22 protein-coding genes are annotated in these 21,291 nt (G+C 60.5%); 9 read left to right on the top strand and 13 right to left on the bottom strand.

All coding sequences use genetic code 11. From position 1 onward, the window contains the following. Window positions 1-431 precede the first annotated feature (431 nt). From IG617_RS21975 to IG617_RS21285, 4 genes are all read right to left on the bottom strand, one after another. Entirely contained in the window at window positions 432-959 is a 528-nt protein-coding gene (locus IG617_RS21975) for a site-specific integrase (protein ID WP_209008675.1), read from the bottom strand. Beyond that, window positions 928-1,407 (bottom strand): hypothetical protein, encoded by a 480-nt coding sequence (locus tag IG617_RS21500; protein ID WP_209008674.1) that lies wholly within the window; start codon window positions 1,405-1,407, stop codon window positions 928-930. Before IG617_RS21500 ends, IG617_RS21975 begins: the two co-directional genes overlap by 32 nt. Before the next feature lie 277 nt (window positions 1,408-1,684). Then, the gene (locus IG617_RS21290; protein ID WP_153771111.1) at window positions 1,685-2,029 is read right to left on the bottom strand and encodes a hypothetical protein; all 345 of its coding nucleotides are present in this window, start codon (window positions 2,027-2,029) and stop codon (window positions 1,685-1,687) included. A gap of 240 nt (window positions 2,030-2,269) precedes the next feature. After that, on the bottom strand, window positions 2,270-2,770 hold the full coding sequence (locus IG617_RS21285; RefSeq protein ID WP_192111257.1) for a lactoylglutathione lyase family protein: 501 nt from the start codon (window positions 2,768-2,770) through the stop codon (window positions 2,270-2,272). Window positions 2,771-2,870: 100 nt separating this feature from the next. Here IG617_RS21285 and IG617_RS21280 point away from each other — a divergent pair, with 100 nt between their 5' ends. From IG617_RS21280 to minE, 4 genes are all read left to right on the top strand, one after another. Next, window positions 2,871-3,770: a LysR family transcriptional regulator gene (locus IG617_RS21280; RefSeq protein WP_192111256.1), complete on the top strand. Its 900-nt coding sequence runs from the start codon at window positions 2,871-2,873 to the stop codon at window positions 3,768-3,770. A 359-nt stretch (window positions 3,771-4,129) separates the two neighbouring features. After that, the gene (gene minC / locus IG617_RS21275) at window positions 4,130-4,918 is read left to right on the top strand and encodes a septum site-determining protein MinC (RefSeq protein WP_192111255.1); all 789 of its coding nucleotides are present in this window, start codon (window positions 4,130-4,132) and stop codon (window positions 4,916-4,918) included. 65 nt (window positions 4,919-4,983) lie between these two features. After that, window positions 4,984-5,805 carry a septum site-determining protein MinD gene (gene minD, locus IG617_RS21270; protein ID WP_192111254.1) on the top strand — a complete coding sequence of 274 codons (822 nt, stop codon included), beginning with the start codon at window positions 4,984-4,986 and terminating at the stop codon, window positions 5,803-5,805. Then, window positions 5,802-6,074, top strand: coding sequence for a cell division topological specificity factor MinE (minE, locus tag IG617_RS21265; protein WP_153771118.1), 273 nt, complete (start codon window positions 5,802-5,804; stop codon window positions 6,072-6,074). The genes minD and minE overlap by 4 nt, the downstream gene beginning before the upstream one ends. A gap of 123 nt (window positions 6,075-6,197) precedes the next feature. Here minE and IG617_RS21260 read toward each other — a convergent pair whose 3' ends face one another. From IG617_RS21260 to IG617_RS21245, 4 genes are all read right to left on the bottom strand, one after another. After that, window positions 6,198-6,713 carry a redoxin domain-containing protein gene (locus tag IG617_RS21260; protein WP_192111253.1) on the bottom strand — a complete coding sequence of 172 codons (516 nt, stop codon included), beginning with the start codon at window positions 6,711-6,713 and terminating at the stop codon, window positions 6,198-6,200. Window positions 6,714-6,831: 118 nt separating this feature from the next. After that, on the bottom strand, window positions 6,832-7,530 hold the full coding sequence (locus IG617_RS21255; RefSeq protein ID WP_192111252.1) for a pseudouridine synthase: 699 nt from the start codon (window positions 7,528-7,530) through the stop codon (window positions 6,832-6,834). 1 nt (window position 7,531) lies between these two features. Beyond that, window positions 7,532-8,572, bottom strand: coding sequence for a class I SAM-dependent methyltransferase (locus tag IG617_RS21250; protein ID WP_192111251.1), 1,041 nt, complete (start codon window positions 8,570-8,572; stop codon window positions 7,532-7,534). Between the two features lie 148 nt (window positions 8,573-8,720). Beyond that, complete coding sequence (locus IG617_RS21245; protein ID WP_192111250.1) at window positions 8,721-9,365, bottom strand: class I SAM-dependent methyltransferase; 645 nt, start codon at window positions 9,363-9,365, stop codon at window positions 8,721-8,723. Window positions 9,366-9,466: 101 nt separating this feature from the next. Between IG617_RS21245 and IG617_RS21240 the strand changes: the two genes are divergently transcribed. Then, complete coding sequence (locus IG617_RS21240) at window positions 9,467-10,414, top strand: LysR family transcriptional regulator (protein ID WP_192111249.1); 948 nt, start codon at window positions 9,467-9,469, stop codon at window positions 10,412-10,414. Here the strand turns inward: IG617_RS21240 and IG617_RS21235 are convergent. Both IG617_RS21235 and IG617_RS21230 read right to left on the bottom strand, forming a co-directional pair. Then, complete coding sequence (locus tag IG617_RS21235; protein ID WP_192111248.1) at window positions 10,392-10,982, bottom strand: GDYXXLXY domain-containing protein; 591 nt, start codon at window positions 10,980-10,982, stop codon at window positions 10,392-10,394. The genes IG617_RS21240 and IG617_RS21235 overlap by 23 nt on opposite strands. Beyond that, on the bottom strand, window positions 10,979-12,331 hold the full coding sequence (locus tag IG617_RS21230; RefSeq protein ID WP_192111247.1) for a DUF2157 domain-containing protein: 1,353 nt from the start codon (window positions 12,329-12,331) through the stop codon (window positions 10,979-10,981). The genes IG617_RS21235 and IG617_RS21230 overlap by 4 nt, the downstream gene beginning before the upstream one ends. A 131-nt stretch (window positions 12,332-12,462) precedes the next feature. On the opposite strand from IG617_RS21230, the gene IG617_RS21225 reads away from it, so the two are divergent. The 4 genes from IG617_RS21225 (at window position 12,463) to IG617_RS21210 (ending at window position 16,745) form a co-directional block, all read left to right on the top strand. Next, window positions 12,463-13,800, top strand: coding sequence for an NAD(P)H-dependent oxidoreductase (locus IG617_RS21225; RefSeq protein ID WP_192111246.1), 1,338 nt, complete (start codon window positions 12,463-12,465; stop codon window positions 13,798-13,800). 269 nt (window positions 13,801-14,069) lie between these two features. Next, window positions 14,070-15,080 (top strand): ABC transporter substrate-binding protein, encoded by a 1,011-nt coding sequence (locus tag IG617_RS21220; protein ID WP_192111245.1) that lies wholly within the window; start codon window positions 14,070-14,072, stop codon window positions 15,078-15,080. Between the two features lie 109 nt (window positions 15,081-15,189). Further along, on the top strand, window positions 15,190-15,981 hold the full coding sequence (locus IG617_RS21215) for an ABC transporter ATP-binding protein (RefSeq protein WP_192111244.1): 792 nt from the start codon (window positions 15,190-15,192) through the stop codon (window positions 15,979-15,981). Further along, window positions 15,978-16,745: an ABC transporter permease gene (locus IG617_RS21210; RefSeq protein ID WP_192111243.1), complete on the top strand. Its 768-nt coding sequence runs from the start codon at window positions 15,978-15,980 to the stop codon at window positions 16,743-16,745. The genes IG617_RS21215 and IG617_RS21210 overlap by 4 nt, the downstream gene beginning before the upstream one ends. A gap of 79 nt (window positions 16,746-16,824) precedes the next feature. On the opposite strand, the gene IG617_RS21205 is transcribed toward IG617_RS21210, so the two are convergent. The 3 genes from IG617_RS21205 to IG617_RS21195 all read right to left on the bottom strand — a co-directional run bounded on the left by IG617_RS21205 (window position 16,825) and on the right by IG617_RS21195 (window position 21,175). Further along, window positions 16,825-19,353: a DUF3141 domain-containing protein gene (locus IG617_RS21205; protein ID WP_192111242.1), complete on the bottom strand. Its 2,529-nt coding sequence runs from the start codon at window positions 19,351-19,353 to the stop codon at window positions 16,825-16,827. 13 nt (window positions 19,354-19,366) lie between these two features. After that, complete coding sequence (gene fabI, locus IG617_RS21200) at window positions 19,367-20,131, bottom strand: enoyl-ACP reductase FabI (protein ID WP_192111241.1); 765 nt, start codon at window positions 20,129-20,131, stop codon at window positions 19,367-19,369. A gap of 123 nt (window positions 20,132-20,254) precedes the next feature. Next, the gene (locus IG617_RS21195; protein WP_192111240.1) at window positions 20,255-21,175 is read right to left on the bottom strand and encodes an alpha/beta hydrolase; all 921 of its coding nucleotides are present in this window, start codon (window positions 21,173-21,175) and stop codon (window positions 20,255-20,257) included. Between the last annotated feature and the right edge of the window lie 116 nt (window positions 21,176-21,291).

Below are 21,291 nucleotides of genomic sequence, written 5' to 3'. Positions count from 1 at the left end.
CCCGCCTCATGCTCGGCGAGGATCCCGATGATCTGCTCGTCCGTGAATCTTGTTCGCTTCATTGTCCGTCCTCAAATTGGGTCGGACTCTAATCGACAGTGGAGGAAAAATCCCGTGGCAGGTCACACTCATCACGCAAGTTGTTCCGCAGCCCCAAGAAGTTAGTATGTAATGACCAGCGAAATTTACACGGCCTTTGGCGGCATTTCGAAGTCGGGTTCGATAATCTCTGGCGTAGCTATGCGATGAAAGGTTAGGGGTGCTAACCGGGCCTCGATATACATCTACGCTAAAGGAACGAAACTTCGGAACGCCCGAAGCCGCATGCGATAGCGGAGTTGTTAGGGGTAGCCAAAAGGTTGCTAAGACAATCCATTGAGCAATCGAGCCTAAGGTCCTCATAAGCATTTTATTATCTCCAAAATGAATAGTTAGGCGGCGTCGAGCGCGGACAATTTCGCAGCCACATCGTGCGATTTTAGATGCGTGTATCGAAAAAGCATGCGTGGGTCTTTGTGGCCACTGATCAATGCGACTTCGGCAACGTTCAGTCCTCTCTCAAAAAAACGGCTGACCGCTTCATGCCTAAGATCATGAAAACGAAGGTTACTTATACCGGCTCGATCTACAAGCCTATCCCAAGCCTGCCGGAGTGCGGTGTCGGTAGTTGGCAAAACCCGTTCATTGCAGCGGGGGAGCTGCGTCAAGGTTGTCTGAGCAGACGTTGTTAACGGAACTTGTCGTGGATGCCCATTCTTGGTGTCTGGCAGTAGTGCAAGGTTGTTGTCCAGGTCGACGTTGGTCCAAATCAGCTTTAGCAATTCTCCTCGGCGCATAGCGGTTTCAATCGCTAGTTCGATTGCAGGCCAGAGGAAAGGCGAACGACTATGTTTCGCAGCTTCACGCAGAGCCTCGTACTCGCCGTGTTCAAGACGGCGGTTTCGCGATTTGATCCCCATCGGTATCCGGATTTAGTGGGAGCATCACACCCCATTCTTTCCTTGCGATTTCGATCGCGTGCCTGATCAGCACCAGATCGTATTGGCTGGCTCTAAGGCCATCTTTGTTGCGTCGGTCCCGAAACTTGCAAAGGGTAGGAGCGTCAAGATAGGCAATCGGAGTGGTGGCAATCCGGTCCCGTCGCAGACGTGATAGTCTACGCTCTTCTACCGCTCGTCCTTTTTTCGATGGAGTGATTTCGCGCTCATACTTCTCAAGCAGAGTGCCAAGAGTGACGTCGGCGAAGGTCGCCGCCTCAATAGGCTTGCCTAGGTCGATATTACTTTCGACTTGCCGTGCCCATTTCTCCGCGTCTTTACGCGAAGCAAACGACTTGTTTTGTGGCTGGGCACCTTTGCGCCGTACCTGCACTTGCCATTTATTCCCGCGCTTCCGAATGGTCGCCATTGATCATCTCCTGTGACACCAGTGTGACAGGGCTGATCGTCGGGTTATCTAAGGTGTTGCGCCTGTTGAACTATCAGTGTTCTCAGAGGGGGATTGAAAATCCGCGTGTCGGTGGTTCGAATCCGCCTCCGGGCACCACTTTTCCCGAAGATAAAATACGGCGAAACTAGCGGCCGGTGTCGCTCTAGGACCTGCCGCGGCCCCTTAGATAGAACCGCAGCATTTTTCTGCCGCGTTGACTGTCCGGCCTAGACTCAAGTTTCAGATCAGTATGCGCTTAGACGAAGACGCGGGCCAGCGATGCGACGGCCATGGCTCTTGCCGTGCGCTCCGGACCCTTGAGCGGGCCGTTGGCGTTTGCGGCCAGCCGGGCCGGCGGGGGAAAGGACAGGCCGTTGAGGTCGGTCGCCTCAAGGTCGTCCAGATCCGTTGCCTTGGCCGCGTCTTCGGCAGCAAAGCGAATGGTGTCGAACAAGGTCACCACCGCCTGCCAGACCTCGATCGGCGGGCTGTCGTTCGTTGTGCACCAGCGAACGATATCGGCAGGTTCAGCCTTCAGGTATACCGCAGCCTCTTCGGCCGAAAGTCCGAAAAGGTCAATAATAGCCTTGAAGTTGCTCATGGTTTGCACCGGTTCTCTCCGTTCACGCTTCAATATTGCACTGCAATATGGCGAAAGTCGAGCCGATAACAGATTGGTGGTTAAGTTGTTCGCTGGTTAAACGCGCCGCAGGGGTCATTTCGCCAATGGGGACGCAGTCCTGCGGAGGTTCTCCGGGCGGTCTGCGGGCGCTGTCCTGAATGGCGGAAAACCTGGCCGAACGGCGGGGAAGGCGCCGATGCAGCCAGGGATCCAGGTGCCTCAGTGCTCGTAGGCGCCGGCCGAATAGGTCAGCTCATAGCCGTGGCTGTAGATTTCAAACACGATGCCGAACGGATCTTCCACATAGACCATGCGATAGGGCTTCTCGTCCGGGAAATATTCTCGAACCGGCATGCGCTGTTTTCCGCCTGCTGCGACAATCTTCTTGGTCAGGCCCTCGACGTCCGGATCCTGGATGCAGAAGTGAAACAGACCGGTGGTGCGGTAGTCGAGCTTGTCCGCAGGGGCGCGGTTGCCCTTGAATTCGAAGATCTCGATCCCGATCCGGTCGGATGTGGACATATGCGCAATGCGCAGGCTCCCCCAGCCTTCGCCGAAGACGTCGGTGCACATGCGGCCGATGTCGCTGTCGTCTTCCGTGATCTCCGTCGGCGGCATGATCAGATAGAAGCCGAGTGTTTCGGAATAGAATTTGACGGCGGCGTCGAGATCGGGAACCGACAGTCCGATGTGTGAAAAGCTCTTGGGATAGGGTGTCATCCTGGACCTCCTTGGCGTTGCGATAGCTGCAATTTAGGGATTGAGGTTCAGAATAAAAAATTATTATAATTAATAGATATCATAACAAAAAGTTTTGATCATGCTGAATGCGACCTGGCTCGAGACGTTTGTGACCCTTGCCGAAGAAGCGAGCTTCACCCGCACGGCGGCGCGCTTGAACATGACCCAGCCCGGGGTGTCCCAGCATCTGGCCAAGCTTGAGGCCGCGGTCGGTGTGCCGCTGGTTCAGCGCATCGGCAAGACCATCGTTCTGACCGATGCCGGCAACGCTCTCAGGGACCATGCGCGGGTGCGGCAGGCCGAGGAGCAGGCGCTGCTGGAACGTATTGGCGAGGATCGACCGGATGTCGGGGCCGTCGGCATTGGCGCCTCTGGCAGTTTCGCCACGGTGCTTTACCGCCGCTTGCTGCCGCATCTGGTCGCTGCGCGAGAGTTGATCGTGACGCTGGAGGCCGCGCCCCAGTCACGGGTGATTGAAGCCGTTGCCGCCGGACGGCTGGACCTCGGGGTCGTGAGCCGGGATCCGCGGCAGACCCGGCTGGAGGCTGAGAAGATCGGCGTTGAAAATCTCTGTCTTGCCTTGCCATCGGGTGCGGGCTCCACCACGCCGGATCTGGAGGAGCTGCAGGAGATGGGCTTCGTCGACCATCCAGATGGCGCAGCTTATGCTGAGATGCTGATGCCGGAAAATTTCGACGGCTTTCAAAGTGCCCAGGCCCTGCGCCGGCGTGGTTTTGTCAACCAGATCAGCCAGATCCCGGCGCTCGTGGCAGCCGGTGCCGGCTATACCATCTTGCCCCGCAGTGGCATCGATGGCTTTGCCGGGCCGGCGTCGCTGCAGATCGCGGCCTTGCGCCATCCGGTCCATCAGGAGCTGTGGCTGATCCGCCGGGCAGGGCGCCTCCTGCCGACCCGCTGCCTCTGGGCAATGGCGGAAATCAGATCCCTTGCCGAGGAGCTTCATGCGCCGTCAGCGTGAGCTTTTATCGTCTGGTTTTTCGACGCACCGATTCCCTGCGGGGCCGTGCGATTCTTCAGCCCGCGCGTCGTTTCGCGGCAAAACGGCTCAAAAACATGAGGTCGGCGTACTTTGGGGTCACGGAGTTCGCCGATAGGGCTAGGTGATTGTTGCAGTTGCGTTTCCGCCCCATCTGCCGCTCGTCCGGGGCTCTTTGTCGGCAGGTTCCTGATTTGTCCAATTTGCGTTCCTGGCCGGTTTTGCAGCCATTAACAGTGGAAAACAGCGCGCCGCCTAATTGTCCCGCGCCAGGAATGATACCTCTATAAGATCAGAAACAGACCGCGTGTCTCCAGCCTTGAAAGCGCCACGAGCCCCTTATGAAGTTCAAGGGTAAGTCCTTTATCGCCATCGTTCTCACGCCGGAGACGCCCTCCGACGCGTGGTTTGCCGAGCTTGACCGGATCATCTCCCGCACGCCCGGCTTCTTTATCGATCGGCCGATCATTCTGGATGTGCGCGGCCGGAAGATGCCGATCGAGGACCTGGAAGAGCTGCTTGCAGGTCTCGCCGAGCGCTCCATCCGCGTCATGGGCATCGATGGGGTTTCCGGCACGCGCCTGAAACCGGGCATGCCGCCAAGCTTCGGCGGCGGGCGTCTGGCGTCCGACGTAGAGGTGCCCGATCCCCAGCCCGGAACATCTGATGAAGCTGAAGAGGACAAGCCTGAGGCGCCAAAGGCCAAAGGCACACAGGCATCAGCCAGGAATGGGAAGAACGGCAAGACCGAGGGCGCTTCGGAAGAGCCGATAAGAGTGGCGACCGGGCCTGCTCCGGACGGCCAGTCCATCGTCATCACCGAGCCCGTGCGCTCGGGTCAGAGCGTCATGCATCCGGCGGGCGATGTGACGATCCTCGGATCGGTCTCCTCTGGCGCCGAGGTCATTGCGGGCGGGTCTATCCATGTCTACGGCGCCCTGCGCGGCCGGGCTCTGGCTGGCGTGTCTGGCAACGACAATGCACGGATCTTCTGCACAAAGCTGGACGCCGAACTGGTCTCGATCAACGGTCTCTACCAGATCGCAGATGATTTTAGCGGCGACGTTCTGAGCAAGGCGGCCCAGATCAGGTTCGAAAACGAGAAACTGATCTTCGAGCCGCTGGCCTGAACAGTCGCCGATCAAAGGGTTTTCCGGGGTCGCACCGGGAAAATTGGAAAACAGGAAAGCACACCATGAGCAACGCCACAGTCATCGTGGTCACTTCGGGCAAGGGCGGCGTCGGCAAGACGACCTCGACCGCCGCCATTGCCTCTGCGCTGGCCAAACAGGGATACAAGGTATGCGCGGTCGACTTCGACGTCGGCCTGCGCAACCTGGACCTGATTATGGGCGCCGAACGCCGGGTGGTCTTTGACCTCGTCAACGTCGTGCGCGGCGAAGCCTCGATCAAGCAGGCGCTGGTCCGAGACAAGAAGCTGGACAATCTCTACCTGCTGCCGGCCTCCCAGACCCGCGACAAGGACGCGCTCACCGACGAGGGTGTCGCCAGCGTCATCAACGAGCTGCGCATGTATTTCGACTGGATCGTTTGCGACAGTCCGGCCGGCATCGAGCGCGGCGCGACCCTGGCCATGCGCTATGCGGATGAGGCGATCATCGTCTCCAACCCGGAAGTCTCTTCCGTGCGTGACTGCGACCGGATCATCGGTCTTCTGGATTCCAAGACCGTGGTTGCCGAAGACGGTGGACGCATGCCAAAGCACCTGCTGATCACGCGCTATGACGTGGAGCGGGCAAAGCTCGGCGACATGCTCGCGGTCGATGATGTGGTCGATATTCTGTCCGTGCCGCTGATCGGGGTTGTGCCTGAAAGCCGCGACGTGCTGAAGGCGTCCAACGTTGGCCTTCCGGTCACTCTGTCGGACGAGGCATCGCCGGCGGCCAAGGCCTATATCGAGGCCACCCAGCGGCTTCTGGGAGAAGACATTCCGGTCACGATTCCCTCCGAGAAGAAGGGTCTGCTTGGCAAGCTCTTCAGGGGGAGGGCTGCATGAACATCATGGCCTTCTTCGGCAGGCGCGATGACAGCGCCTCCGTCGCCAAGAACCGCCTGAAGATCCTTCTCGAGCACGAACGTGGCGGCAACTCCTCCTCCGACGCCAAGCTGATCTCCTCCCTGCGCGAGGATATCCTGGCCGTCGTTGCGCGCCACATCAACATCGATCCGGATGCGGTGCATCTGGAAATGGACCGCACCGGCGACACGACGACCCTGGGCATCGACATAGAGCTCCCGGACACCGACATCCGCAAAAGCGCCTGAAGAGGGCGGCAGCAAAGCGCGCGAGGCTACACCTCGCCGCTTCGCCGCGCGATGCAGCTCTACCTCCCTCGCGGCCCACTCACCCACCCTGCCTTCGCAGGGAAGGCAGGGTGGGTGAGTGAGTTACGCCGTGCCTCTGACCGGGCGGTTGTTGGTGATGTTGAAGATCATGCCGTCAAGCAGCTCTTCAAGGTCGGGCCGGGCGGCAGGGCCGTTGGAAATATCCACCAGCATGAGCGTTCCATCAGGGCGGATGGCAAAGGCGCCGGGCTCTGCGAAGTTTTCGGTGGTTTCGGCCTCAGACAGCGGTTCGGAGACGTAAAGGCCGAGCGCTCGCATCTGCGCTTCGCTCATGCCGTAGCAGAGATCGAAATCCCAGCCGAATTCGTCCATATCCGCCTGTGCCTTTTCTTTTGTGTCGGCGGAAACAACGAGGACGTCCATGACCTCGGTCCAGGCCGGCAGGACGGCGTTGAGCTTGTTCAGGTAGCGCTTGCACCGCGGGCAATGCTTGCCACGATAGACAAACAGCATGGTCCAGCGGTCCTTGGGTTGGCCGATAGAGATCGTATCTCCCGAAAGAGACGGAAAGCTGGTCGGTTCAATTGGTGCGCCTACGTGCGGCTTGGCCGTTGTCATTGCAGATCCTTTGGTGCTGGCAAATCCAGATGATGAGATCGTATCTGTTGATCACCCGGTGCCGTCGCAGACCAATAACATTTGCGCGAGCTGCCAGCCAGGGAGGTGACCAGCGCCGTCAGGCGAAGATCTTTGCGAGCTGGTCCTCGTCCAGAAGCATCCATTCGCCCTCGGACACGCCGTCGAGACCAAGCCTGCCGATATGGGTGCGGGTGAGGGCGGTCACGTGGTTGCCGGCGGCGGCGAACATGCGGCGGACCTGATGATAGCGGCCCTCGTGCAGGGTGAGGCGCACATGGGTGTCATCAAGGACTTCAAGTTCAGCCGGTTTCAGCGGCTTGTGCTCATTTTCCAGCATCATCTCGCCGGAGGCAAAGAGCGTTGCTTCAGAGCCGTTCAGGGGGCGGTCGAGCTCGGCCTCGTAGATCTTGGGCACATCGGCCTTTGGCGAGATCACCCGGTGCAGCAGATCGCCATCGTCGGTGAAAAGCAGGGCGCCCGAGGTTTCCTTGTCGAGCCGTCCGATCGTCGACAGGGCAGGCTTGCGGACCCTGAAGCGGTCAGGCAGCAGGTCATAGACCAGCTTGCCCTGATCCTTCGTCGAACATGTGTAGCCGAGCGGCTTGTTCATCAGGACCACCATGCCGACAGCCGGGTCCAGAGGTTCATCATCGAACAGGATGTCTTCATGGGCCGTCTTGGCATCGGCCTTGAGCGTGTTGCCGTCCCGGTCGGTCACCCAGCCGTGCTTGATCGCGGTCTGGATTTCCTTGCGGCTGCCGTAGCCGAGGTTCGCGATGAGTTTGACCAGGCGCATGTCACTTGCCCTTCCGCTTGATCGCGCGGATGACCTTGTAGCCACCTTCATCGGCGATCATTTCGACCACGCCGAAGACGTCGTTCAGCGTCGCCTCATAGGGCAGGTGGCGGTTGGCGACCATGTAGAAGGTGCCGCCGCTGCGCAATCCGCCCGCCGCTGTCCGGATGAAGGCCTGGCCCACATCCGAGCGGTCGGCCTTGCCGGTCTGGTGGAACGGCGGATTGGAGACGATGAAATCATAGGGGCCTTCGATGCCCTTTGTGACGTCCGACCAGATGCCATTGAGCACTTTCTTGCCCTTGAAGGCAGCAAGGTTCTGCTCGGCCAGGTCGAGCGCGCGTTTTTCTGCTTCGTAAAGGTCCATGGCCGCAACGCCCGGCGCGCGTTCCAGAACGGTACGGGCGAGATAGGCAAAGCCGCAGCCCAGATCCGCGCCCTTGCCCGCAAGTGTCTCGGGCAGGTTGTCGGTCAGCAGTTTGGAGGCGGCGTCGATCCGGTCCCACGCGAAAATACCTGGCCTGCTGAAATAGGCCCCCTCCAGGATCTCGCGCGGTGCGTCCAGCTGAAGCCATTCGTCGAGCAGTGCGGTGTTGATCGTGCCCGGCGACACGGTTGCCCAGAAGACGCGGCATTTGTTCTTTGACAGTTTGCCGGTCAGGCCGGCCAGCGCGTCGAGATCAGCCTCGGCGGTCTTTGCGCCTTCGGTGTTGGGCGCGCAGGCCAGAACAATGCCGCCGGCTGCGGCCTTTTTAACAGCGCGTGCAAGCAAGGCACGCGATTCCTGCCTCTGCCGGGTCGGCAAGGCAAGGACGAGCGAAAAACCCGTCTCGTCTGTTTCGGCGACAACCTTGTAGCCGGCCTGGTCCAGAGCATCGCGGTCTGGCGCGAAGCTTTGCTCGCACGTGAGCACTGCGGCGGGGATCGTTCGAAGTTCCCGGCCCATCCTGGCGCGCAAGAACAGGGCCTTGTCGCCATCAGAAAGGCCAAGCATGCCTTCATCAAGAGGCAGCATCAGGGTTTCAAGCACGGTATCGGTCATTGTCGCCAATCATAATGAGGCGCACGGATCATGAGCCAGCGCACCTGGGAATTGGCGGAGCTATAGGCATCTTCACCGGCAAGGTCAAAGCCAAGCGGTAGAAGAGGGCAGGAAAACCCGCCGGTCGGCGGGTTTTCAATTGAAACGCTCAGAGGGCGGGTTTGTGCGCGACGACGAATTGGCTCGGGATTTTCGGAAAGGTGATGGTCTCGATGAGGTCCAGGCCATTCGCCGTCATCAGATCATCCACATCGCCAGTGGTCATGAAGCGCACCGTCGGTGCCTTGCCGAAAAGGCGCAGTGCCCAGACCAGCGGGCCGAAAAGGATCTTCTTGTGACCGAGGCAGACGGTCTTTGTGATCAGCAGGCCGCCCGGTTTCACAAGCTGCGTCAGTCGCCTGGTTGTGGCGGCGGGATCTTCTGTCAGATGCAGGAAGTTGAAGGCGAGCACCGCGTCATAGCCGCCGTCGGCGCCATTGGCTGCCGGTGCCAAACGCTCGTCGAAGGGATCTGCCTGCACAAAGCGCAGATTGGCCTGCGGCTCCTGCGCGAGCTTCTCGTTTGCGATCTCGATCATCCCGGCGGCAAAGTCGGTGGACAGATAGGATTTCACCGTGGGCGCAAGCAGCAGAGCTGTCGATCCGGTGCCGCAGCCGACTTCCAGAACGTTGCTTTCTGGGCCAAGGTGCTCACGCACCCGGGCCAGCCACCGCTCATAGCCGGCCTGATCCTTGATTGGCGTCTTGGCGTAGCGACGGGCAAGTTTGTCCCAGAAGGGGGCGCTTGAGGTCATGCGGGCTCGGCTCACAGGCTGTTCATAAGATATTGAATAGGTAGCGGACGCAATCCCTTCGCGAAATTGCGGAAAAATGAAGACGTGATATACATATTTGCATGAATTGGCAGGCTATCTCTTTTGACTGGAACAACGCGCGGGCATTCCTTGCCACCGCTGAAGAGGGCTCTTTTTCAGCTGCGGCCCGTGTCCTTGGGTTGACCCAGCCGACCCTTGGACGGCAGGTGGCAGCGCTTGAGGCGGAGTTGGGCGTTGTCCTGTTCGAAAGGGTTGGCAGATCTCTGAAACTGACACCTTTCGGCACCGATCTGCTGGACCACGTCAGAGGCATGGCAGAAGCGGCGCGCTGTCTCTCGCTGGCCGCATCGGGTCAGGCCCAGTCGAGCGATGGCAAGGTCTGCATTTCCGCCAGCGACCTGATGGCGGCCTACCTGCTGCCGGAGCTCATCGGCGAACTGCGCCGGCGGGAACCGGGCATCCACATTGAAGTGCTGGCGTCCAACGCGCTGAGTGACTTGCGCCAGCGCGAAGCCGATATTGCCCTGCGCCATGTGCGTCCGGACCATCCGGAATTGATTGCCCGCCTGATCCGCGAAATGTGCGCCAGTTTCTATGCCTCGCCCCGGTACCTGGCTGAACATGGACGCCCGGAGACCTTTGAGGACATGGCGTCCCACGCGCTGGTCGGCTTTGTCGACGATGGCGTGTTGCTGGACCATCTGAACCGCAGCGGTGTGCCCGTGACCAGTGCCAATATCATCTGCAACTCCGCTGACGGCAATGTTGCCTGGCAGATGGTGCGCGAAGGCCTGGGCATCGGCATCATGGCCGACGATATCGCCGAGCGCTGTCCGGATGTCGAGCGCCTGTTTCCCGGGATCGACCCTTTCCGTTATCCCCTGTGGCTTGTCACGCACCGGGAGCTGAACACAAGCCGCCGGATCCGGCTGGTGTTCGATTTCCTTGCCGATGCCTTCAAGCAACCCAGGCCGGTGAAACGGCGGGCGGCTGACCGTCCGACCCTTAAAACGCCTGCTCGGACTTGAAGGGCTGACCGTCGACAAGCAGCCTGACCGGCAAGGAACGGCCATCGTCGGCGACACGCGCCACAAGCCGAATGCGGGAGCTGTCCATGCGCTCGATCTCAAGCCCGGTGCCCTCGGGCACATAAAAGGCATCCAGATCATAGTCGACCACCACCGTCGCATCGGAGACGGAGCGAACGATACCGGCAATGGCCAATGGCCCTGCCACTGATCGGTTCGCCGTGATCAGGGTCGGTTGACTGAGCCCATCTCCATCTGCGTCCACACCCACATAGACCTTGTCGCCCGATGAGAGGGTCTCGCCGGATTTCGCAAGACCGGCGTCCAGGCGCGTGATGGCAAGGTTGATGATGACGTAGTCGCCGCGCAGGAGGTCACGTGGATCGATCGGCCGAACCTCAAGCGTCACTTCGGTGCCGGTCATCTGCACGTTCAGGCGATCGGCAAGGGGGATGGCAATGAACGCCAGCTGGATCAGGGCCAGGATCCCCCATTTCAGCCAGGGCGATTGCCAGAGTGAGCGGACGGTCGTCTCGTCGGGTGACTGTGTTATGGATGCGCTGGTCATGACCGTGCCTCCTGGGCAGTGGCTTGCTGGGGCGCTCGACGCCGCAACATGCGTGTGACGGCAAAGGCGAGGCCGAGCAGAACCACGCCTGCGATCAGGAAGAAGACCGATTGTCCGAGGAGGCTCCCGACAGTGACGTCAAGAAGCCAGAGAACGGCAGCTGTCAGGCCGGCATAGCCGCATAGCGTCCAGAAACTGTTGTTGTGGAGCGTGCCCATCAGACTGATCGCGACCAGCGCTGAAAGGTTCAGGGCGGCGACAAGGACAATATTGGGTGAAATCACCGGGATCAGAGCCGCCAGGAGAGCGAGGAGCACTGCTGCGAACAAGACCCTTGATTTACCGGTCTTGAAGGAGAGGAGAAAACCGGCAGCGTTCATGGCAATCGCCAGCCCGACCGTCAGGACGACCGGCGCAGTCGTCAGCGGGCTCCAGAGCGGGGCATGGCCGAACTCCGAGTGGAAGAGCAGCACAAAGACCAGCAGGCCGCAGAGCAGCGCAACGCCCACATCCTGCAGGCAGCTCGCCAGCAGCCAGCGACCGTGGCTCCTTTGCGGATAATAGTCCGACCATTTGACCAGAAGTTCGCCGATCTGGCCAAGCTGGACAAGGGAGGCGGCCAGTCCGGCAAAACCGGCAATCGCCATGGCAAACAGGATCGAATCTCCGGCCTGGAGGGCTTCACCCGTGTCCGCGAGCCAACGGCCAAAGGTGATCAGCAGCAGGGATGTCGCGGCCCAGCGGCACAGGCGGTTCGGATGGACGACCGGATGCGCAAGGATCGCGAGCAGCAGGACGAGGCCGATCAGGCTTTCCAGCAAGGGGGTCGCTCCAATGTCCGAGCGCCCGATTTGCCAGGAGATGGCTGCAACAGCTGCAACAATCAGCGAGGTTCGGGAGCCTGCAATCCATGCTGCAGCCAACGCGCCGAGGCAGACCAGGAAGGCACCACCCGGCCAATTTGTCGGAAGATGGAAAATCTGGCCGACAAGGGCCAGCGCGCCGACGAAGACGAGGGTTGCGAAGGCCGTCGCCAGATCGGCAAGACCCTTGCGTCCCGAAGCGGCGGACCAGGCGGCCAGACCATGGGAGCCGAGCACGCAGGCAATAATGCCGATGAGCTTTACGTTGCGCGGGATCGCGCCCCAGTTGGCGGCAATGAAGGCCGCCAGGGCCAGCGCGATACACAGGACCCCGATGCCGCCAAGCACCATGGGCACCTTCGATCGGCCGTCTTCTAAGGCTGTGGAGGCAAGGATGTTGGCTGCGCCATCAGATGTGAGCCAGCCTTTCTCCACCCAGGTTTCAACGTCGTCGCGCAGGCGCTTCTTGTAAATCAGGTCGAACATCTAACGGGCCATTTTTGTTTTTCGGTCGAAGACATACCCCAGTGCCGATCATGTTGACAGCCAAGTTTGTTGAGAGTTCGATGGGGTTGGAGGAATAGGGTTCCGCCCTCCGGAGCCCGGGAGGACCACATATGAACCTATCACGCATGCTTGGCCAAAGGGCCGAGGATGGCCGTCCTGTTCGTGTCGGCCTGATCGGAGGCGGCAAGTTCGGCTCCATGTATCTGACCCAGGCGCGCCTGACAAAAGGGATCCAGATCCTCGGCATTGCCGATCTTGATCCCCAGCGCCTGCGCACCACCTTGAAGCGCGCCGGCTGGCCGGACGAGCAGACCGACACGTCGTCTTTTGCCGCGGCCTATCAGTCGGGCCGGACCTATATCACCGACAGCGCCGATGACCTGATCGCAGCCGACGGTCTGGACGTTCTGATCGACGCGACCGGTGATCCCGCCGCCGGTATTCGCCATTGCCTGGCCGCGTTTCGGCACGGACGTCATATCGTCATGGTCAATGTCGAGGCCGACGCATTGGCTGGGCCATTGCTGGCAAAGCACGCCGACGCAGCCGGTCTCGTCTATTCGCTTGCCTGGGGGGACCAGCCTGCACTGATCGCCGAGCACGTGGACTGGGCCCGTACCTGCGGGTTCAAGGTCGTCTGCGCGGGCAAGGGGACGCGGTATCTGCCGAGTTACCACCACCTGACGCCGGACACGGTCTGGGACACGCTGCGCACCTATCTGGCCCTAGATCATCCCGATCAGATAAACCTCAAGATGTTCAATTCCTTTCTGGATGGCACCAAGTCGGGCATCGAGATGACCGCGGTCTGCAACGCCACCGGCCTTACGCCGCAAGAGGATGGCCTGGCCTTCCCGCCGGCGACGCGCTTCGAGCTGTCTTCCGTCTGCAAGCCAAGGGAGAACGGCGGAACATTGAGCCGCAGCGGCACGACGGAAGTCACCTCGTCGCTCTACCGCGATGGCACGGACGTGCCGCATCATCTGGCCATGGGCACCTATGTGGTGATTGAGGCAGAGACTGATTATGCGCGTCAGTGCTTCACCGAGTATCACATGCTCGAAGATGACAGTGGTCAGTTCGCAGCCCTCTACCGGCCGACCCACATGATCGGAATGGAGCTGGGTGTTTCCGTTGCATCGGCTGCTCTGCGCAGGGAACCGACCGGCGCGCCCACCGGATTTCATTCAGATGTGGTGGCAACCACCAAGAAGGCGATGAAGGCGGGCGAAATGCTGGACGGCGAGGGCGGCTTCACCGTCTGGGGCCGTCAGTGCCCCGCAACGGCATCCCTGGCGGCCGGTTACCTGCCTTTGGGCCTTGCAAGTGAGGTCGCGCTGACCCGCGATGTGGCCGAGGGACAGATGCTGACCTGGTCCGATGTGACGCTCGATACTGCCGACCCGGCCTATCTGTTTCGCAGGGAAATGGAGCAGACCTTCGGCTGATTAGGCGGCATTCGACCTGTTGTCTGCTTTAATTTTTGGCTGCATGGTCAAAAAACAGTGCGAGACCGGGCTGATTTTCAGCCAATGCGCGAAAATCGGCCCGGTCAAAGCCTCAAGGTTTCATGGCTTTATATCCATTTAAATTGATATTGCCCAATCGAGTGGCAGTGTTATGGTGATTTGATGGGCAGATGGAAAACGTGTTTGCTTTTTGAGCAATTGCCTCTCAAAAATTGAAACCAACAGCAATCCAACCAAGGGGCATTCTCATGCGTCGTATCCTGGGCATGGCCGCAGCCATCGCTATGTCGGCAACCTCCGCACTGGCGGCAACGGACATCAAGTTCACGCTGGACTGGAAATTCGAAGGTCCGGCAGCACCGTTCTTCATCGCGCTCGACAAGGGCTATTTCGCTGATGAAGGTCTGAACGTCACGATCGACACCGGTGCCGGATCGCGTGAATCCATTCCCCGGGTTGCCACCGGCACCTATCAGATGGGCTTTGGCGACATCAACGCGCTGATCAAGCTCATGGACGAACAGCCGGACCTTGGCGTCAAGGCCGTCATGATGGCCTACGAGCGTCCGCCTTTCGCCGTGATCGGCCGCAAGAGCCTCGGCATCACCGATGATCCGAAGTCCCTGGAAGGCAAGAAGCTTGGTGCTCCCCCGCCCGATGCAGCTTTCGGCCAGTGGCCGGCCTTTGCCCAGGAAGCGGGTCTCGACACATCCACAATCACCATCGAGAACGTCGGCTTCCCCGTGCGCGAACCGATGCTGGCCCAGGGCAAGGTTGACGCCATCTTCGGCTATTCCTTCTCTTCCGTCCTAAACCTCAAGGCACAGGGCATTGCTGACGACGAGATCGTCACCCTGCTGATGGCTGAAAACGGCCTCGACATGTATGGCAACGTCGTCATGGTCAACACGGCCTTCGCCGAGGAAAACCCGGACGCGGTCAAGGGCTTCATCAAGGCGCTGGTGAAGGGCTATCTGGAAGCCATCGCCGATCCGGCAGCGGCCATCCCCTTCGTGCTCGAGCACAATGAAGTTCTCGACAAGGACCTTGAGACCGCCCGTCTCGAGATGGCCATCGACGGGTCGATCGCGACCCCGGCAGCCAAGGCCAACGGCTTTGGTGGCGTCGATATGGACAAGCTCGCCAAGTCCATGGACTTTCTGAAGATCTCCATGGGCGTCAGCGACACGCCGCCGGCACCGGAAAAGGTCTTTGATCCAAGCTACCTGCCGCCGGCTGAAGAGCGCATGATCAAGTAATCGACCTTTCGAAATGTCGATAGATCTGCCGGGTCGGGCCATGTGCCCGGCCCGGCACACAGGTTGAATGCAATAAAAAGGCGGCCACAGCCGTCATAAGGACTTTTGAGTGACCGGATTTGTTGAACTGAGAGATGTCCGGCTGACCTACGGCGGGAAAGCGGATGGAACGCTGGCCCTCGACGGGCTCAGCATGAGCGTCAAGAAGGGCGAATTTGCAGCGGTTGTCGGGCCATCTGGCTGCGGCAAGTCCACCTTGATGAAGCTGGCGACCGGGCTGATCAATCCCCAGTCGGGAACCGTGGAAGTCGCCAACAAGGAAGTCTCCGGCCCGGTGTCCATTGCCGGCATGGCCTTCCAGAACCCGTCCATGCTGCCCTGGCGCACGACGCTCGAGAACGTCATGCTGCCGCTCGAAATCGTTCAGCCGCATCGCTCCAGGCTCAAGTCCGAAAAGAAGGCCTACATCGAGAAGGCCGAGTCTCTTCTGGAACTCGTCGGCCTGAAAGGCTTCGGCGACAAGTTTCCCTGGCAGCTGTCTGGCGGTATGCAGCAGCGCGCCAACCTCTGCCGTGCACTGGTGCACGATCCCGCGCTCCTGATGCTCGACGAACCGTTCGGGGCGCTCGATGCCTTTACCCGGGAAGAACTCTGGCAGGTGATGCGCGATCTGCACGGCGAAAAGCAATTCACTGTCGTTCTTGTAACCCATGACCTGCGCGAAGCGGTGTATCTCGCCGACCGTGTTTTCGTCATGAGCGCCCGTCCGGGCAAGATGATCAACGAACGTCACGTCGAATTTGCCCGTCCGCGGCCCATCGATCTGACCTATGAAGCCGCCTTCAACGACATCGTCCACGAGTTGCGTGGCCAGATAGCTGATGCGAGGGCTGCGGCATGACCAACGAACGCTGGATCAAGGCAGCTCCCTGGCTGTGGTCAATCGGCCTTTTTGTGGTCTGGGAAGCCGCCGTCCATATTTTCGAGTTTCCGGTCTATATCCTGCCGGCGCCGAGCGACATCTGGGGCGCCATCGTCAAATACTGGTCGCCGATCTGGAAGAACTCGCTCCAGACAATGTTCACGACCCTGCTCGGCTTCCTTCTGGCTGTCGTCGGTGGTCTCGCTCTTGGCCTGGCCATCGGCTGGAGCCGGGCCATCTACGCCGGGCTTTACCCGCTGATGATCGGCTTCAACTCGGTGCCGAAAGTGGCTGTCGTGCCGATCCTGGTGATCTGGTTCGGCATCGGCACGGTTCCTGCCGTGATCACCGCCTTCCTCATCGCCTTCTTCCCGATCGTCGTGAACGTGGCCACTGGCCTGGCCACGATCGAGCCGGAGATGGAGGACGTTCTGAGAGCGCTGGGCGCCAAGAAGATGGACATCATGCTGAAGGTCGGTATTCCCCGCTCGATGCCGTATTTCTTCGGCTCGCTGAAGGTGGCGATCACGCTGGCTTTCGTCGGATCGGTGATTTCCGAGACGGTGGCTGCAAACTCCGGCATCGGCCACATGATGCTGTCGGCGCAATCCCAGTTCAATGTACCGCTGGTCTGGGCCGGGCTCTTCGCCCTCGCGGTGCTTGGCATCGTCATGTACGCGATCATGGCCTGGCTGGAAATGCGCATGACCGGATGGGCGCACCGCTCCGGCAATCGTCCGTAATGGGGAGACGCCGCTTTGGCGCTCGGACCTGGAATGAGAAAAGGGCGGCCAGGTGCCGCCCTTTTTGTTTTGGTATCATTCATTCACCCGCGGGTGTCGTCTTCCGAGCCGCAGGGCGTTTGGTGCTGGTCCTGCGCCGCGCGGTCACCGCTTTCGGCTTGGCTGGCTTGTCGGAGAACTCCCGCTCATCTTCGTCAGGTGAGGCATCGATCAGGCCTTTGACGGCAAGCGGATCTTCGGTGATGTCTTCGGTCAGGGGCGGCAGCTCGAGAACCTCGCGGAACCTTTGCAGCATGTCCAGCGTATGCGGGGCCATTTCATCGATGGCTCCGGGCACATATTGCACCACCTCCGCCGCCAGCCTCCGCTCTTCCTCGGTCTTGAGCAGTTTCGGCAAGGTGTTGATCGCATCTTCGCGGGAAAACTCGATCACCAGGTTCTGTTCGTGAAGGATCAGCGAGCGCTCGTCGACGGTCAGCGACTTGAACGGTTCATCCTTGGTCAGCACCCTGGCCGAGCGCTCGAGCCGGTCGCGGCGCACGCTGCCGCGCGAATCCGCCAGAAGGATCAGCATACGGATCACCGCTTCGCAGAAGCCGCCCTGCTCGATATGGCGGAGCGCCAGACGAACCGCCGGCAACGTCTTGAGTTCTTCCTTGTCCTTCAAGGTTCTGCCCGGCTGGTGCGTGCGGCCGAACCAGCGCGCATAGGGGGTGCCCCAAAGGCTGTAGAAGCTCATTTCATAGGCCGTGTCGCGAAGATCCCGGTACATGTCGAGAGACTGTTCGAACAACTCTGCGCCGATGCGCTCCGCCTGCACGAAGGGGTTGTCCGCTTCCGCCGGCTGGCGCGCGGCACGGGTTCTTTCGGCAAGATCGGCGAGCGGGGCGACAATCGGGTTCTGGCTGGAGAACAGGGCGCGTTGCATGCGCAAGGGATGGGTCCGGCGCCGGAAATCGGCGCTCTGTTCGGTGACGAAGGCCTGAACGAAGGGGCGCACGGCGACGTCATAGATCTCCGCCTGGTGTTCCGAGTGGCGCGCAACCGCTGCAAAGGGCACCTCGTCGGCGCGGCCATCGTCCAGCTCGGCGATGTCTTCCATCTTGCGTTCGTGGAAGCTGACCGTGAACGTGCGCTCTGCCAGTGGGCCTTCGAAGTCATCGATCTTCATCTCGTAGAGACCGGGCGCGAGCGCCTCGATCGTCTTCAGCGTGGAGGTGACTTCCGTATGCTCCTTGAGGGCGATCTTTGAGGACACGAAGATGCCCAGGTGCCCGACCTGCTCGTGCACCATATAGACAATGCGCTGCCCGCGGATCGCGATTTCGCGCTCGTCCGTATAGGTGTCGATGATCCAGTTCAGCGCCTGTTGCGGCGGGGTGATGTTGTCGCCGTGGCTGGCAAAGACGATGATCGGCGAGCGGATCGCCTTGAGGTCCACATGGCGCCCGGTTTCCAGGTTTGCCTCGTTCTTCGCGAGCCGGTTGCCGACGAACAATTGCTCGACGATCCAGCGCATTTCCGCTTCGTTGAGCAGGAAATATCCGCCCCACCAGCGTTCGAAATCCAGGAAACGCTCCGGTTCCGTGTCGGCCTTGGCGTAGAGGTCGAAATACTTGCCGAAAAAATTCCGCGATGGGTTCAGCATTTCGAAGTTCTGGACGATGTCTGCACCATCGAAGACCCCGTGGCCGAGGTCGGAGTAGAGCATTGCGTTGGTGGTGCCGCCCAGGATGCCGCCATTGTAGCGCATCGGGTTCTCGCCAACGCGGCCCGCCCAGGTCTGGACCGGAGCGCCATTGAGCAGGATCGGACCGGTCAGGTCCGGGTTCATGGCCGCCAGCAGCAAGGTCGCCCAGCCACCCTGGCAATTGCCGGTGATGATCGGATGGGCCGCGTCCGGGTGCAGTTCCATGACCTTGCGCACGAAGGCTGCTTCGGCGCGGGTGACATCGGCCAGCGTCTGGCCTTTTTCCGGCATCCGGCGGAAGCTGACGAAATAGACCGGATGGCCGTCATGCAGGGCAACACCAACCTGGCTGTCCGGCTTGAACCCGCCGATCCCTGCGCCGTGACCGGCCCGCGGATCGATTATGATGTAGGGCCGCTTCCAGGGCTTGAGCTCGACACCTTCCGGCGGAAGGATTTTCAGCAGCATGTAGTTGCAGGGACGCGGCAGGTTCTTGCCGTCGACGGTCACCTCATAGTCGTAGATGAGAACAGGCGGGCAATCGGCTTCTTCATGTTCGACGAAGTTGTCGCCGCGCCGGCGCAGGGTGTCGAGGGTCAGGACCATCCGCTGGGCGCTGTCGGTGAGATAAGTCTGCCAGGCATCCATCAGACCGCCGGCTTCCGGCCTGTCGTTGAGGGACTGCGTGACCTCGGTCATCTTGGCCAGGCTCTGCTGGGTGCGCGCGCCATGGGTCGCGGAAATGTTTTCCAGATGCTTGGACAGGCCGCGAAGCATCATCTCGCTTGTGGCCGATATCTCGGAGAACTGCGCCTGATAGGCGGTCATCCGGTCGCTGGGCGACCAGGCCGTGGCATCGGTAAGCCGTTTTAGAAGTTCGTTCTGGCCTGCTTGCAGGGCGTCGAAGATGTCCTTCATCTTGGTCTTCCTCTTATCCGATGATGCTGTAACCGCCGTCGATGGGATGAATCCCGCCGGTGACATTTGCTGCCTCACGGCTGGCAAGGAACGCGGCATAGGCGCCGACGTCCTCAATGGTGGCCAGGTGATGGGTGGGCGCGCGTTCGGCGGCGTCATTCAACAGATTGTCAAACGCATCGATGCCCGAGGCCGCGCGGGTCTGAAGCGGTCCGGGCGACAGTGCGTGTACGGAAATGCCCTTCGGCCCCAGTTCCGCCGCTGCATAGCGGGTTGCCGCTTCGAGAGCGGCTTTTACCGGGCCCATGATGTTGTAGTGCTCGACAACCCTTTGCGCGCCCATGAAGGAGACGGTCATGCAGGTGCCGCCATTTGGCATCAGGGGTTCGGCGCGCCGGATCAGCCGCAGGAACGAATGCACCGAAATGTCCATGGCAAGGCCGAAGCCTTCGGCGGAGCAATCGACCACGCGGCCATGCAGATCGTCCTTCAGGGAGAAGGCGATGGAATGCACCAGCGTGTCGAGCCTGCCCCAACGCTCCGTGATCTCGTCAAAGAGTGCGTCGGTGTCCGCCTCGCTGCGCACATCCAAAGGCGCGATGATCTCGGCGCCCAGGCTTTCGGCCAGCGGGCGCACATGGGGTTCAGCCTTGGCGTTGAGATAGGTGATGGCCAGCTCGGCACCCTGTGCCTTCAGCGCTTTGGCGCAGCCCCAGGCGATGGATTGGTCATTGGCCACGCCCACAACAAGGGCTTTCTGGCCGGTCAGATCGAACATCGGCAGCTCCCGGCTTCCCTCCGGCCGCGCCGAAGGTCTCTCCAGGATCCATATTGCACTGCAATATTGTTTTTATGAAGCTCTGATGTCTTTTTGCCGGATTGGTAGTGCTACGGATGCGCCTCAGCGCGAGAGCATCCAGTTCAGCACCAGCCGCCAGTCAGTCATCCGGATCGGCGTGCCATGGGTGCCTGTGTCAAACAGTGTGAAGCGGATCGGATAGCCGGACGCAGACCCGCGGATCTGCTTGAAGAACTTGGCCTGGGTTTCCCAATTGTAGACGCTGTCGTCGCTGCCATAGCCCATGTAGAGTGGTACGCGGCGTGACAGGGCACCCGAGGAAAGAAAACCGGGATCCTTTGGCGCGCCGAACAGCATTATGCCGCTCAGCATCGAGGCGTAGTTCCGGTTCTTCAGAAGGTTCCAGCAGATGATGCCGCCCATGGAGCCGCAGGCCACGACAACCTTTGCACCTGGCGAAACCTGCTTCTGCTGCTGGATGAGGGCTGCAATGTCCTGGGTGCCCTTATCGCCGAAGCTGGAAAACTCGGGCGACAGATAGGCGCCGCCATTGCGCACCATCAGGTTCTTGATGCGGTTGAAGTTGCCGCCAAAGCTGACATCGTTCATGCCCTGAAAGCGGTTGCCGCCCTGGCCGTGGATGTAGATCACGACCGCCTTGGCGCCGCCCTTGGCCTTGCCGACGCCCATGTAGCGGATCGAGCGGCCATTGGCCTGAAGCGTGTAGTCTTTCTGGCTGCGGCGCGGTTTGTAGGAGACGTAGTGGCCGAAGACCTCGCGCTCGTCCACCTTGTCCCGGTCCCGCAGGTCTCTCTGCTTGGAGTATTCGACCACCGTGAAGTCGCCGTTGAACAGCGTCTCGGTCACCTTGGGATAACGGAACAGCTTGTCCTTATATGGCGCGAGCACTTCGGCTTTTGCCGCACCTGTTGCGCCACTCAGGGTGGCGCCGGTCGCAAGGGCCAGGCAAAGAGCCATGCAAGCGGCGGAAAGCAACTGTCCGAAACTGGTCTTTTGAGACATCGCTGGGTTCCCTCAAGGCGTGTCGAACAAGGCGTGCGTGCGTTTCGCACAAGCCTAACGTGGGCCCGCGCCCCTCGCAATCGCCCACAGGGGCGGGTCAACAGGGATCTTGACCC

The sequence above is a fragment of the Roseibium polysiphoniae genome, from assembly GCF_014842925.1.
Lineage (GTDB): Bacteria > Pseudomonadota > Alphaproteobacteria > Rhizobiales > Stappiaceae > Roseibium > Roseibium polysiphoniae.
This window is presented reverse-complemented; position numbering and strand designations above follow the sequence as displayed.

Bases quoted from the DNA above. Each gene is read 5' to 3' on its own strand.
- IG617_RS21250 (WP_192111251.1), bottom strand. From the start codon at position 8,572: ATGACCGATACCGTGCTTGAAACCCTGATGCTGCCTCTTGATGAAGGC.
- IG617_RS21500 (WP_209008674.1), bottom strand. From the start codon at position 1,407: ATGGCGACCATTCGGAAGCGCGGGAATAAATGGCAAGTGCAGGTACGG.
- IG617_RS21220 (WP_192111245.1), top strand. From the start codon at position 14,070: ATGCGTCGTATCCTGGGCATGGCCGCAGCCATCGCTATGTCGGCAACC.
- IG617_RS21255 (WP_192111252.1), bottom strand. From the start codon at position 7,530: ATGCGCCTGGTCAAACTCATCGCGAACCTCGGCTACGGCAGCCGCAAG.
- IG617_RS21240 (WP_192111249.1), top strand. From the start codon at position 9,467: ATGAATTGGCAGGCTATCTCTTTTGACTGGAACAACGCGCGGGCATTC.
- IG617_RS21260 (WP_192111253.1), bottom strand. From the start codon at position 6,713: ATGACAACGGCCAAGCCGCACGTAGGCGCACCAATTGAACCGACCAGC.
- minC (WP_192111255.1), top strand. From the start codon at position 4,130: ATGAAGTTCAAGGGTAAGTCCTTTATCGCCATCGTTCTCACGCCGGAG.
- IG617_RS21210 (WP_192111243.1), top strand. From the start codon at position 15,978: ATGACCAACGAACGCTGGATCAAGGCAGCTCCCTGGCTGTGGTCAATC.
- IG617_RS21280 (WP_192111256.1), top strand. From the start codon at position 2,871: ATGCTGAATGCGACCTGGCTCGAGACGTTTGTGACCCTTGCCGAAGAA.
- minD (WP_192111254.1), top strand. From the start codon at position 4,984: ATGAGCAACGCCACAGTCATCGTGGTCACTTCGGGCAAGGGCGGCGTC.
- IG617_RS21205 (WP_192111242.1), bottom strand. From the start codon at position 19,353: ATGAAGGACATCTTCGACGCCCTGCAAGCAGGCCAGAACGAACTTCTA.
- minE (WP_153771118.1), top strand. From the start codon at position 5,802: ATGAACATCATGGCCTTCTTCGGCAGGCGCGATGACAGCGCCTCCGTC.
- IG617_RS21245 (WP_192111250.1), bottom strand. From the start codon at position 9,365: ATGACCTCAAGCGCCCCCTTCTGGGACAAACTTGCCCGTCGCTACGCC.
- fabI (WP_192111241.1), bottom strand. From the start codon at position 20,131: ATGTTCGATCTGACCGGCCAGAAAGCCCTTGTTGTGGGCGTGGCCAAT.
- IG617_RS21225 (WP_192111246.1), top strand. From the start codon at position 12,463: ATGAACCTATCACGCATGCTTGGCCAAAGGGCCGAGGATGGCCGTCCT.
- IG617_RS21235 (WP_192111248.1), bottom strand. From the start codon at position 10,982: ATGACCAGCGCATCCATAACACAGTCACCCGACGAGACGACCGTCCGC.
- IG617_RS21195 (WP_192111240.1), bottom strand. From the start codon at position 21,175: ATGTCTCAAAAGACCAGTTTCGGACAGTTGCTTTCCGCCGCTTGCATG.
- IG617_RS21290 (WP_153771111.1), bottom strand. From the start codon at position 2,029: ATGAGCAACTTCAAGGCTATTATTGACCTTTTCGGACTTTCGGCCGAA.
- IG617_RS21285 (WP_192111257.1), bottom strand. From the start codon at position 2,770: ATGACACCCTATCCCAAGAGCTTTTCACACATCGGACTGTCGGTTCCC.
- IG617_RS21230 (WP_192111247.1), bottom strand. From the start codon at position 12,331: ATGTTCGACCTGATTTACAAGAAGCGCCTGCGCGACGACGTTGAAACC.
- IG617_RS21975 (WP_209008675.1), bottom strand. From the start codon at position 959: ATGGGGATCAAATCGCGAAACCGCCGTCTTGAACACGGCGAGTACGAG.